The organism is Pseudomonas luteola NBRC 103146, assembly GCF_002091675.1.
GTDB lineage: Bacteria > Pseudomonadota > Gammaproteobacteria > Pseudomonadales > Pseudomonadaceae > Chryseomonas > Chryseomonas luteola.
Map to the genome: position 1 here is coordinate 52,382 of NZ_BDAE01000025.1, position 12,327 is coordinate 64,708.

The 12,327-nt window shown below is 55.3% G+C and carries 10 protein-coding genes; 4 read left to right on the top strand and 6 right to left on the bottom strand.

What is annotated here, in order from left to right:
- Positions 1-31 precede the first annotated feature (31 nt).
- Positions 32-580 carry a hypothetical protein gene (locus PLU01S_RS20855; RefSeq protein ID WP_019364248.1) on the bottom strand — a complete coding sequence of 183 codons (549 nt, stop codon included), beginning with the start codon at positions 578-580 and terminating at the stop codon, positions 32-34.
- A gap of 159 nt (positions 581-739) precedes the next feature.
- Here PLU01S_RS20855 and PLU01S_RS20860 point away from each other — a divergent pair, with 159 nt between their 5' ends.
- Both PLU01S_RS20860 and PLU01S_RS20865 read left to right on the top strand, forming a co-directional pair.
- A complete protein-coding gene (locus PLU01S_RS20860) occupies positions 740-973 on the top strand; it encodes a hypothetical protein (RefSeq protein ID WP_074823630.1) in 234 nt (77 codons plus the stop codon).
- 222 nt (positions 974-1,195) lie between these two features.
- Entirely contained in the window at positions 1,196-1,522 is a 327-nt protein-coding gene (locus PLU01S_RS20865) for a hypothetical protein (protein WP_010795050.1), read from the top strand.
- 51 nt (positions 1,523-1,573) lie between these two features.
- On the opposite strand, the gene sstT is transcribed toward PLU01S_RS20865, so the two are convergent.
- From sstT to PLU01S_RS20880, 3 genes are all read right to left on the bottom strand, one after another.
- Entirely contained in the window at positions 1,574-2,788 is a 1,215-nt protein-coding gene (gene sstT, locus PLU01S_RS20870; protein ID WP_074823633.1) for a serine/threonine transporter SstT, read from the bottom strand.
- A 357-nt stretch (positions 2,789-3,145) separates the two neighbouring features.
- A complete protein-coding gene (locus PLU01S_RS20875; protein WP_074823637.1) occupies positions 3,146-6,208 on the bottom strand; it encodes a PAS domain S-box protein in 3,063 nt (1,020 codons plus the stop codon).
- Between the two features lie 132 nt (positions 6,209-6,340).
- The gene (locus PLU01S_RS20880; RefSeq protein ID WP_074823640.1) at positions 6,341-8,125 is read right to left on the bottom strand and encodes a sensor domain-containing phosphodiesterase; all 1,785 of its coding nucleotides are present in this window, start codon (positions 8,123-8,125) and stop codon (positions 6,341-6,343) included.
- A gap of 216 nt (positions 8,126-8,341) precedes the next feature.
- Between PLU01S_RS20880 and PLU01S_RS20885 the strand changes: the two genes are divergently transcribed.
- Both PLU01S_RS20885 and PLU01S_RS20890 read left to right on the top strand, forming a co-directional pair.
- Positions 8,342-8,899 (top strand): DNA-3-methyladenine glycosylase, encoded by a 558-nt coding sequence (locus PLU01S_RS20885; RefSeq protein ID WP_233432125.1) that lies wholly within the window; start codon positions 8,342-8,344, stop codon positions 8,897-8,899.
- Between the two features lie 135 nt (positions 8,900-9,034).
- Positions 9,035-10,306 (top strand): cytochrome P450, encoded by a 1,272-nt coding sequence (locus tag PLU01S_RS20890; protein WP_074823648.1) that lies wholly within the window; start codon positions 9,035-9,037, stop codon positions 10,304-10,306.
- A gap of 119 nt (positions 10,307-10,425) precedes the next feature.
- Here PLU01S_RS20890 and PLU01S_RS20895 read toward each other — a convergent pair whose 3' ends face one another.
- Both PLU01S_RS20895 and PLU01S_RS20900 read right to left on the bottom strand, forming a co-directional pair.
- Positions 10,426-10,758 carry a hypothetical protein gene (locus PLU01S_RS20895; protein WP_010795044.1) on the bottom strand — a complete coding sequence of 111 codons (333 nt, stop codon included), beginning with the start codon at positions 10,756-10,758 and terminating at the stop codon, positions 10,426-10,428.
- A 183-nt stretch (positions 10,759-10,941) separates the two neighbouring features.
- Complete coding sequence (locus tag PLU01S_RS20900) at positions 10,942-12,030, bottom strand: hypothetical protein (RefSeq protein WP_074823651.1); 1,089 nt, start codon at positions 12,028-12,030, stop codon at positions 10,942-10,944.
- Positions 12,031-12,327: the final 297 nt, after the last annotated feature.

Consider the following 12,327-nt stretch of genomic DNA (forward strand, 5'->3'; position numbering starts at 1 on the left):
ATGAACTCAACTGTCCGTTGTTAGGAATCGGTCATTGATCAACAGGTATCCAGCCCAGGCGCTGCTCGATCGCGGTGCGATAAGGCGTTCTGATTTCAAGCGGAAGCTGCCTGACATAGTTGCAGGCATGGTCTCGAATACCCCCTTCAAGCCCATCGAGATAAGCAATGGCTTCATCAACGGAAGGCATACGGCCCTCTTCGTCCCTTGACTTGGGAGGTAACGCCGTCCAGACCACGGCATCCAGCTCCCTGTGGTCAGCCCAGGCTCGAATGCGTTCACCATACGGACCTTCGTATTCGCCTGGAATACTGCCTACGTATTCAGGACGTTCACGGTTGATCTGCTCGCGATCACGTAACAATTCACGGGCGATATCAATGTCCTGAACATTCAACAGTGCCCAGAACGTGGGGCTATCCGGTGCGCTTGAAGACAAGGCAACCGCTAATTCTCCACCGTCACAGGTGCGGCAGAGCTCTACCGGCAACCTTGGACCATCGTTCATCCAGGCAGAAGCCAATGGAAGCGGGCCGGGCTTCCAGATCAGGGAGCCCCAGGCAAGACAAGCAATACGCATGCTGAATACTCGCGGTTGGAATCGGAATGGGATTGGGTTGCGAAGGCAATATACAGATTTGAAGGTAAGAAACCGTTTCGGTTCAGCACAACCGACCGGGGGCAGTCAGGCGAACGATCCGATAGAATAGGTGCGCCTAGAAACTAGCCGAGTAATCGAATGAACGACTCCAAATCCAAAGTACGCCCATTGACCTGGATCGGCCTGGTGCTGTTCGTAGGCGGAGTAGTGGGGCTGATAACGGCTCTGGTGCCGCTGATCGGTCCTGAAAGAGCGCCTCGTGACGCGGGTCACCTGACGCCCCTGGTCCTGTCGGCAGTTGTCCAGTTCATCGGTTATGTACTGCTCAATCGCAACCGTTTCCGTGGACGTAAGCAGCCAGGAAAGCGCTGATTTCCTTGAGCTTATGTAGCCATCTCATCTGTTTCTTGACCTCCATCCTGTCTGAGCCTCCAACCGCTGCGAACGAAATCACAGAAAGCGAGTCGGAAGGAATCGTTACGACTGGGTTGAAGTCCTTTAAGGATGACCGGGCCTTGAGCGTAGCGATGTCAATCAGGGTTCGGCATGGCGTGCAGCCGTGAGTGCTGCCGGGCCGGAAAAGGATGAAGATTCATGCGCAAGACAATCGTGATGCTTTCCCTGGCGCTCCTGGCAGCGTGTACCCATGGGAACAAGAATGACCAGACCGCTCAGGATGTTCAGATTGAGCGGTACATGACCGAGCAGCAACTCGTAGGCTCGATGGGTAAACCGGATCATGTACAGAAGGAAGGGTCGCTGACCGTCCTTGTTTACAGGGACCGGTTGCTCAGCATGTCAGCCGATCGCTCGGATTATTCCTTTATCTTTGACGGGGGCCACCTCGTCGAATACACCCCTGGAAGGGTCAAGGTGCAGACCCAGAACGGCACGCCAAAGATTACAGTGGAGCCTGCTTGACTGTAGGGAGTAGGGCAGCGGAAAGGGAGGTTTCTTTCCGCTGCCTAACTATCAGGCTTCCTTGGCCTGACAGGCCGCTGCCGTAAAGATCACGTCGGTGGAAGAGTTCAGGGCGGTTTCTGCCGAGTCCTGAACCACACCGATAATGAAGCCTACCGCTACCACTTGCATGGCGATTTCACTGGGAATCCCGAACAGGCTGCAGGCCAGTGGGATCAGCAGCAGCGAACCGCCCGCGACGCCTGACGCACCGCAGGCACAAACCGCGGCCACTATGCTGAGCAGAAGAGCCGTCGGAATATCAACGGAAATACCCAGTGTTTCGACTGCAGCCAGTGTTAGCACAGTAATGGTAATGGCTGCGCCAGCCATATTAATCGTGGCGCCTAGCGGAATCGAAACCGAATAGGTGTCCTCATGCAGGCCCAGCCGTTCGCACAAGCCCAGGTTGACCGGTACGTTTGCAGCCGAGCTACGGGTGAAGAACGCTGTGATACCACTCTCACGCAGGCAGGTCAGGACAAGGGGGTAGGGGTTGCGTCGTGTTTTCCAGTACACGATGAGCGGGTTAACCACAAAGGCCACCAGCAGCATGCAACCAATCAATACGACCAAAAGATGCAGGTAACCCGCCAGGGCATCAAACCCGGACGTTGCCAGGGTCGAGGATACAAGACCGAAAATACCGAGCGGCGCAAAGCGAATCACGAAGCGGACAATACTCGAAACGCCATCCGCCAGATCAGTGAACACGGTACGGGTCGTCTCGCTGGCATGACGGAAGGCAATGCCCAGGCCAATGGCCCAGGCCAGAATGCCCATGAAATTAGCATTGATAAGCGCGTTGACCGGGTTATCGACGATGCTCAGCAGCAATGTTTGCAATACGCTGCTGATCCCTTCCGGCGGGCTGATATCGCTGGTATGGGCGACCAGCGTCAAGGTCGATGGGAAGAGAAAGCTGGCTAGTACAGCAATTATCGATGCAGACAGCGTCCCGATTACATATAACCACAGGATGGGTTTGATATGGGTAGGTTGTCCCTGCTTGTGATTGGCAATGGAGGACGCTACCAGAACAAATACCAGGATCGGCGCAACCGCTTTCAGGGCTGTGACGAACACGGAGCCGATGAAACCTGTGGCCTGGGCCGCAGAGGGCGCAACGAGCGCAAGCACGATGCCGGCGATCAGTCCGATGAGAATCTGCATCACCAGACTGGAGCGCATCAGCCAGTTCAGAAAGGGGTTTGTAGCTTGGGTCATGGCAAGATCAACTTATAAGGAAGCGGGGCGATGTTGGCAAAGACGGGGTTCGTGCGTTCCCTTCACGCGAGTTGAATACACGCCGTACAGGATCAGTCTGTCCCGCTAAAGGTTCGTTTTTCACGTACGGCCATTGAGCGAAGCGACGGATTTTAAAGGTATTTGCCTGCTTTTGGACACTAAAAGCGCAAAAGCCGATCGCCAGCAAGGCGTAATGGCCTATTGATACAGGGTCGTTGAATGCGTTTGTGGAGCACAACCCTGACAATCTTGCCTTATACGGGCTTATTCAGGCGCCTCGTGATATGAGTCATGCCCTTCGGGAGAGGGGCATGATTCTTAGTCTCTTGACGCGCATCAATCTTGAGCCTTGATCATCTCTTGAATCTTGCTGGCCAAGGCATCCACATTGAACGGCTTGGTAATGATCTCCATGTTTTCGCCCAGGTAGCCTTCGACCTGGGCGCCTTCGGCATAGCCTGTCGCAAAGAGGATCTTCAGCTCCGGTCGCAGGGTTCTGGCTACATCGGCCAGCTGGCGGCCGTTCATTCCCGGCAGCCCCACGTCGGAGATCATCAGATCGATCTGTTGACCATTTTGTAGCAGAGGAATCGCCTGCTGCGCATCGACCGCCTCAAGCGAGCTATAGCCCAGCTCATCGAGCACTTCGACGATCAGCGAGCGGACAATGGTTTCGTCCTCCACCACCAATACAGTCTCTCCGGAGCCTTTAAGCAATTGTCTTTCGGTATTGATCGCGTGCTCATCCAGCGCGCCACGGTATCGAGGTAGATATAGCCTGACGCTTGTACCTTTGCCCTGTGTGGAGAAGATACGGACCTGTCCCTTGGATTGTTTGGCGTAGCCATAAATCATGGACAAGCCAAGGCCGGTACCCTGACCGATGGGTTTGGTGGTGAAAAACGGATCAAAGGCGCGCTCGATAACCTCTGGACTCATGCCCGTCCCGGTATCGTTTACACACAGCACGACATAGTCACCTGGCGCCAATGTCAGGTGTGGATCGTCAGTGTGCTCATCAAAGTGCGCCGAGGAGGTGGCAATAGTGATCGTTCCGCCCTCCGGCATGGCATCACGGGCATTGATCACAAGATTAAGCAGCGCGCTTTCCAGCTGATTCGTATCGGTAAGCGCCGGCCATAATCCTGCTGCAAGCGTTGTATCGAGGGCTATCTTTTCACCAATGGTGCGTCTGAGCAGCTCCTCCATCGACGCAACCAGGGTGTTCAGGTTGACCGGTTTGAGATCCAAGGCCTGGCGCCGCGAAAAAGCCAGAAGGCGTTGGGTGAGGGCGGCTGCACGCTGCGCCGACGTGACGGCAGCGCTCATATAGCGTTCCAGATCTTGGGCGCGCCCCGACTCATAACGGCGCTGCATCAGGTCCAGCGAGCCGATAATGCCCGTCAGCAGATTGTTGAAGTCATGGGCGATACCGCCGGTGAGCTGGCCGACAGCTTCCATTTTCTGGGATTGACGAAGTTGATCCTCAAGCTGGCGCTGCTCGGTAATATCCCGACCAACCGAATAGATCAATCCTTCCTCGGGTACGGCTGTCCAGGAGGTCAACCTGTAGTTGCCATTCTGATGGAGCAGGCGTACCTCGTAGGAACGGGCCCGCCGTTCCTGATCGATGATGCTGAGCCCATGCGTGACGCGTTCAACATCATCAGGATGAATGAATTCAAGATAGTTTCTGCCAAGCAGATCGTTTTCCGACCAGCCTAGCGTCTCGTACCAGGCCTCGTTCACCGAAGTGAGTCGGCCATCCAGTTGGCAGACCTTCATCAGGTCGTTACTTAAACGCCAGATTCGATCACGCTCGCGCGTGCGTAGCTCAATCTGCTTTTCAAGCTCCTCCCGTGAACGGGAAAGGACCTCGCGAGCATCGATGATGTCCTGAATATCGGTCGATGTACCAAACCAGCCCTCGACCGCACCACGCTCATTACGTACCGGCTGAGCCCGCCCGAGCACCCAGCGGTATTGGCCGGAGCGATGGCGAAGCCGAAACTCTGTACGGTAGGGCTCACCACTTGTGAGGCATTGCTGCCAAGACGCCCAAGTGGTCTCCCGATCATCGGGGTGAACCATCTCAATCCACTTGTCACCATCGGTATGTTCTGGCACCGATCCGGTGAATTCGTACCAGCGCTCGTTGAAGTAGTAATGATGACCATCCGGGCGACTGGCCCAGACCATCTGGTCAATGGAGTTCGTGATGGCCTTGAAGCGTGCTTCGCTTTCCGACAAGGCGGCTTCAGCTTGCTTGCGTGCGGTGACATCCAGAAAGAGCACAACAAAGCGGGTAGGGTCCAGACGCCTTAACCAGGACTCGAACCAACGACCTTCCAACGCCTGCAGCTGCAGTTCAAAATGTACGGGATCGTTATGACGTATGAAGCGTGCATAACTCTCTATCAGCGTGTCATCGATATGAGGTAGTGCTTCGCGGAGGGTCCGGCCTTGCACCTGCTCGGGCGGAAGTCCTGTCAGCTGGCTGAAGGCTGGGTTGACCTCGATAAAACGAAAATCAACCATATGGCCTGTTATGTCTAGGATGGGCTCTGCGACGAAAAAGCCTTCCTGCATCTCCTGGGTAAGGTTGCGCAAGCGAGCATCGCTTTCCAACCGTGCCTGTTCAGCCCGTTTGCGATCGGTGATGTCGTAGCACACGCCAAAATAACGCATGCCTTCACGAGTATTGACCAAGATAGGCTCGCCTCGACGAGCCATCCAGCGTTCCTCTCCATTGTCAGGCCTGCGGATACGATACTCGACGTAATCCAACGCACCCTCTAAAAACTCATGACTGTTGGTGATAACACGTGCGCGATCTTCAGGGTGGATGAGTGCAATCAACTCCTCGATCTGAAAGCTCTCCTGCTCAGGCAGCCCCCAAAGCTGGCACATCTCCCGAGACACGGTTATGCGTCCTTGAGCCGGGTGCAATTCGAACGTTCCGATCTCTCCTACCTGTTGAGCCAGTCGAAGGCGCTCTGCAGCAAGACGCTCGGGTGTACGATCACGCAGGATCTTGGAGTAGCCCATCAGCACGCCATCCCTGCGCAGCGCACTCATCTCACCGCTGGCCCAGAAGCGTGTGCCGTCGTGCTTGATATGCCACCGCTCGTCCTTGGCGCAGCCACAGCGGGCGGCTTCCGACATCTCGATGTTGGGCCGGTCCTGCGCGCAGTCTTCAGGGGTAAAGAAAATAGATACCGGCTGGCCAATGGCTTCGGCTGCCGTCCAGCCCAGGACCTTTTCCGCGCTGGGGTTCCAGTCCACGATGGTCCCCGATAGGTCGGATACGACCACGGCATAGTCAGAGGTATTGGCCAATACCAGTTGGGCCAGTTCACCAGGGCTCAAGGCGCTGAGGGAGGATCTACCGGATTCCATAAATAATACTTTTTCCTATCGGTTCATGATGTGACAGAAAAAGTAAGGGTTTATCCCATTGATAAGACCAACGCCTCATGAGGCTGAGAACTGCTAGACGGCTTTGTTGTTCGGTAGGACTCAGGAGGAGCTTTAATAGCGAAGCGGTTTACTCTCGAGCCATTCAAGCAGGGCAAGGGCCGGCATGGGGCGAGCCATGAGGTAGCCCTGGCCTTCATCGCATCCCCAGTTTCGCATCAGCTTGTAGATCTCCTCGGTCTCGATGCCTTCAGCCACTACCCGGTAGTCCATCTCCTTGGCCAGTTTGATCATGGCCTTGACGATGCGTTTGTCCTTTTCCTGCCGAAGCGTATTGCGGATGAAGGACTGGTCAAGCTTGACCACAGACGCCGGAATATCTCGCAGATACGACCAGTTGCTGTAGCCCGTACCAAAGTCATCGATAGCGATGACGATCCCAAGATCATGGATGCGCTCCAGTTGGCGCTGCACAACTTCGGTCTGCCGGATCAGGGCGCCCTCGGTAAACTCCACCTCCAGCCGCTGCGCCGGCAGATCATATTCCCTGAGCAGGGCAGTCAGCGTATCGGTAAATACCTCATCGTCCAGATCGGCCGCGGATACGTTGATGGCCACCGTCAGGTTCAACCCCTGTTGTTGCCATGCCTTCGCCTGTTTGACCGCAGCCTTGAGGACCCACAGGCTGACTGAGCGAATCAGGAAGGTCTTTTCAGCCAGCGGTATGAATTCGCCTGGGCTGATATCGCCCAGTGTAGGATGGCGCCAGCGGAGCAAGGCTTCCACAGACGTACACTCACTGGTAGCCAGCTGGATTTTAGGCTGGAAGTAGAGCCTGAGCTGATCGTCCGCCTGAAGCGCTATCGTCAGTGCGCTCAGCAGGCGAAAGGCGCGCTGCTGCGCATGGTCGCGGCGCGGGCTGTACATCTCCCAGCCAGCATTGTTTTCCCGTGCATCGTCTGCTGCGCTGACGAGCGAACGTATCCAGTCCGTCGAGCGTGCCTTTTCCTTGTTAAGGACCAGAATGCCCAGACCTATCTGCGTCTGGATGGGAATGGTGTCGCAAACCAGCGGCGCCTCAAAGGACTCGAGGATGTGCCTGTAAAGCGTTTCAGCTGCCTCCGTTTCGATGTCCGCCAACATAAACGCAATGCGTGTAGGACTGATCCTGTAAAGTGCAAGATCCTTGGGTACAACAGCCTGTAGGCGGTCCCTGATCAGAAGCATGAGCCGTTCTGAAAACGTATAGCCCAACGCTTTGACGATGTCGTTGAGGATACGAGGCGCAATGACATCGACTGCCACCAGCGTGATCGGAAGATCCTGGTCCGAGAAAAAGCTCGAGACATCCCTTTCCAGGCGAGGACGATTGAACAGGCCGGTCGGTAGGCCAATGAAGTTGAGGTTGCGCAGTGTTTCTACACGCGCCATGACCAGCTCGGCGAGCTGGTTCAGCAGCTTTACCTGATGCTTATCCAGAGCGGGCCTTGGCTTCGTGTCAATAATATACAAACTGCCCAGCCCAAGGCCCTGTTGAGTCAGCAGGGGAGCACCTGCGTAAAAGCGGATGTGAGGCTCCCCCGTAACCAGCGGGTTGTCCTTGAAGCGATGGTCCTGAGTAGCATCGCTGACCATGAAAAGCTCATCGCTCAAAATGGCATGGCTACAGAAAGAGTGCTCACGCGGCGTTTCGCTGATGGTAAGCCCGACGCTCGCACTGAACCATTGCCGGTGAGTATCGATAATCGAGATCAGGGCAATCGGGACCTGAAACAACTCAGCAGCCAGCGCAACGATCTTGTCGAAAGCGCGATCCGGCTCCGGATTGATCAGGCATAGCTGCCGAATTTCTGCAATCCGCTCGGACTCATTCGCGGGAGTGGGCACTAAGTTGTTCATGATTGTTATCAGACGTGGGCTATTTTTGGATCATATGGTTTTTGTGAGGCATGTCAGATATTAAAAATTCCTACCAGATCTTTAGAAAATATCTGTTAAAGCAACATCAAGATCGGCCGATAAGGTTGCACACGTTCAATCTGGAATGATCATTTAACGGCACCTGAGGTCCTCAGGAGTGTCATGTGTCTCTATGACTGTATAGGCAATATGACCATGACTTTACCGATTGATTTTGCATCTCCTGCCCATGAAGTGGCGCATCAACTAATTGGCTGGGTTTTTACCGTTAATGGTGTAGGCGGGCGGATCGTTGAGACCGAGGCCTATGATCGCGAAGACCCAGCCTCCCATAGCTTTTCCGGGCTTACGCGGCGTAACGCCACCATGTTTGGTCCGCCAGGCCATCTCTATGTCTATCGCTCCTATGGCATCCACTGGTGCCTGAACATCGTCTGCTGCGACACGGGGCATGGTGCGGGTGTGCTGATCCGCGCATTGGAGCCCCTGGAAGGAATTGACATCATGCGTGAGCGCCGCGGACTCGATACGCTACGCCTGCTATGTGCAGGCCCGGGGCGTGTGTGTCAGGCTCTGGGAATTACCGGAGAGCACGACGGGCTTGTACTGGAGTCGCCAGGCCTCGAATTGGCCGCACCGACAGCGCCTTTTGAGACGATTTCAGGACCACGGATCGGTATCACCAAGGCGCGCGATGTGCCCTGGCGGTTTGGTTTGAAAGGGTCCCCTTTTCTAAGCCGCAGCTTTCGCTAGTCTGACGGCTGGTCGCTACATACAGCACCTTTGGCGTGTCTGCAGGGTCGATTAAGGCATCACGCGTGCGTTCGTCTGCCCATCGGCAGAGCGTTACGACAATGTGCAAGTCGATCAATTGGAGTGCCGTCGTTTATGTCAGCGATCCCTAAAGACCCTCATCTGGACAGCTCTATCACCTTGCTCAAGGAGGGATACCGCTACATCCCTGAGCGCTGCCGTCGTTACCAGAGCGATGTCTTTCAGGCGCGCCTGCTCATGCAGAACACTATCTGTCTGTCCGGGGAGGAGGGGGCCAGGCTATTTTACGACGAGTCGCTTTTCATGCGGGAAGCAGCCGCCCCCCGTATGTTGAAAAAGACCCTGTTTGGCTTTGGCTCCATTCAAGGGCTGGACGGGCAGGCACACCGCGTGCGCAAGCAGATGTTCATGTCATTGATGACGCCCGACAATATCCAACGACTGACGGCCCGGTACGCCGAGCAATGGCAGCGAGACATTTCCGCCTGGACCGGTAATCACGAAGTTATCCTGCTCTATGCAGCCCAGTTTCAGCTCTGCCGGGTCGTTTGTGAGTGGTCCGGCGTGCCGCTGCCCGAGGGCGACGTAGCCAAGCGCCGTTCGCAGCTCACCGCTCTGATTGATGGCGCGGGTGGGATAGGGCTTCGGCACCTCAATGGCCGAAAGGCTCGCAAAGAAGCTGAAGCCTGGATTGCAGATCTCGTCACGCAGGTGCGTCAGGGTGCGTTGAATCCAGCTCCGCAAACGGCCTTGTACGTCTTCAGCCACCATAAGGACAGTGATGGCAACCGGCTTGACCCTAAAACGGCTGCGGTCGAAATTCTCAATGTGCTGAGGCCTACCGTAGCGGTTGCACGCTTTGTAGTCTTTGCTGCCTGGGCCCTGAACAAGCACCCCGAGTGGCAACAACGGCTGCGCGACGAGCCGAGCATGCTGGAACCCTTTGTACAAGAAGTGCGGCGCGTCTTTTCGTTCTTTCCCTTTACAGTGGCGCGTGTTCGCAAGAACTTCGAATGGAAAGGCTATCCCTTTACCAAGGGAACTCGCGTTCTGCTGGATCTCTATGGCATCAATCACGATGCGAGAATCTGGAAGGACCCTGAGCGATTTGATCCTGAACGGTTTCTGACTTGGGATGAAAACCCGTTCGGTTTTGTCACTCAAGGCGGTGGCAACCATCATCAGAACCATCGCTGCCCCGGTGAGTGGATTACGATCGAGCTGCTAAAGGTGGCAGTCAAGGCGCTTACGCAGTGGATGCGTTATGACGTGCCCCCGCAGGATCTTTCGATCGATATCACGCGTATTCCAGCTCTCCCGGAAAGTCGTTTTGTGATCAGCCATGTGCGGTCGGTGGTACGTGAGTCTGCGGAGAGGGTTCAATGAGTGAAGGCTAAGGCTCAGCATTCGAACCTTTAGCGCCTGTGCGTCATTGCAACGGCTGTGGATCAGCAGCGCCTTGGCCTCATAAAAAGAAGCCTCGCATCAAGCGAGGCTTCTTTCAGCTACCAGCGCGGCGGGGGGCCGTAATAGCCAGGTGGCGGGCCATAGTAATAATGTGGCGGCGGAGCAGGAGCTACGCGTACAACCTGGGTCTCGTAATAGACAGGCTGCGCCGGGTAGTAAACCACCTGTGGCGGGGGCGGCGGTGGAGCCGCCTGTACGTAGACAGGCGCTTCAGCTGCACGTGAGTTAGCCACAATCGCTCCGCCAACGACTGCCCCGACCACGGCCCCGAAAATGGCAGGTCCTGGGCCGTGCCCACCGTGAGCGGAAGCCTGGCCAGCCGCAGCGAGGCAACCTACCAAAAGCGCAATCTTGGGTAACTGGCGAATCATGAACGTCTCCTCCTCGGGAGCCCGGCTGTATGAAAAGCCGGCCATTCAATAAAACAAAGAAGCGCTGTAAAGAAAAAGAGGAGGAAGGTAAAGGTTATGTAAGGACCGTTACGAGCAGATGGACGGTGAATTATGAAATGGAAAGCGGCTGCCCCCGATTGGCCAGCCGCCTGGACGTTACGATTACTGGCTAACCGTTGCGGAGTTGCCTGTTCCTGTTTGCTGGATATAGGCCTGGCTCCAGGCGTTGGTCTGGTTGAGCTGAATTTGGTTTACATCGCCGGTCTGGGTGATGGTAGAGAGCAGGAAGTCTCCGCTCTGGGTGGTACTAACGAGGTTGTCATTCCCTGTCTGCGTGATATCTACCCCTCCAATCGTACCGTTCTGGGTGATGTTGACTTCGTTGTTGTCTCCCTGGCTGATCAAGGTTGCGCGCTGGTCCATACCGTCCTGGCTGATATTCAATTCGTTGTTGTTGCCGGACTGAGTCATGGCCTGCGTATTGTTCCTTCCAGCCTGCTCGCTGGTCATGACGTTATTGTTTTCATCTTGAGCGAGTCGAAGACCGTTACCAAAGCCGGACTGCTCAACCATTATGGTGTTATTCGCATCATACTGGCCGGTCCAGAGTTCATTATCGAATCCCTGCTGGCTGGCATTCACCACGTTCGAATCACCGCTCTGCCCAAAAAACATCGTTAGATCCGAGCCGTATTGACCGCCCATGAAGGCGCCTTGCTGACTGGCATTCACCGTGTTATTGCTGCCGTAGGTATAGGCTTCAGCCAGATTGTTTGAGCCCGCCTGGGTAATGGATGCGGTATGTCCAGTGCCCTCCTGATAGACCGTAACGGTAGAGTCGGTCGTACCGATCTGCTGGACAGCTACCGTGTGGGCATCACCGCCTTGAGTGACGGTAATCGTACTGGTTGAAACGTCATCCTGTCCTGCCAGTACCGTGTTGTTACTGCCGTTCTGGTCAGTGGTGATGCTGCTCCCTTCGGCATAGGCCTGAGTTGCTCGGCTTAGGTTGGCGTTGCCAGCTTGAACCTGCTCTATCGTGCTGTTGTTACTGTTTGTCTGTTCGGCAATAGCCTGATTGTCATCGCCGGTTTGCGTCTGCGTCGCCGTGTTGTAGGTTCCGGCGCTTTGGTTGAGGATTATTTCGTTGTTATTGCCTTCCTGAGTTAGTGTGGCCGAATCGAATGCTGCCATGGCTGAAAAGCTGGTCAGAGCAGATACCGCCAGTACAAGAGGTTTCAAACTGAACATAGAGACTCTCTCCTTGATCGTTGATAACGTCCATGCACGGATCGCCCGCACTGCCTGCCCCTCGGGACGCCAGCCTGGAGTTTCGCCCTTACGCTCATGGCAATCAGGCAAAACGGGCCAAGTCTCTATGGCTGGTCGTGAATAGGCTATCGCCCAAAAGATGGTTTATTAGTCGCCAACGTCGTCTATCAGGATTAAATCCTGCTCTATTCTGTTTGATTTATCTGGTTCGATCAGTCCGCTATAGACTCATGATTTACCGTTCGTCGGACGTACTGCTTGAAAAAAGCGAGTAGG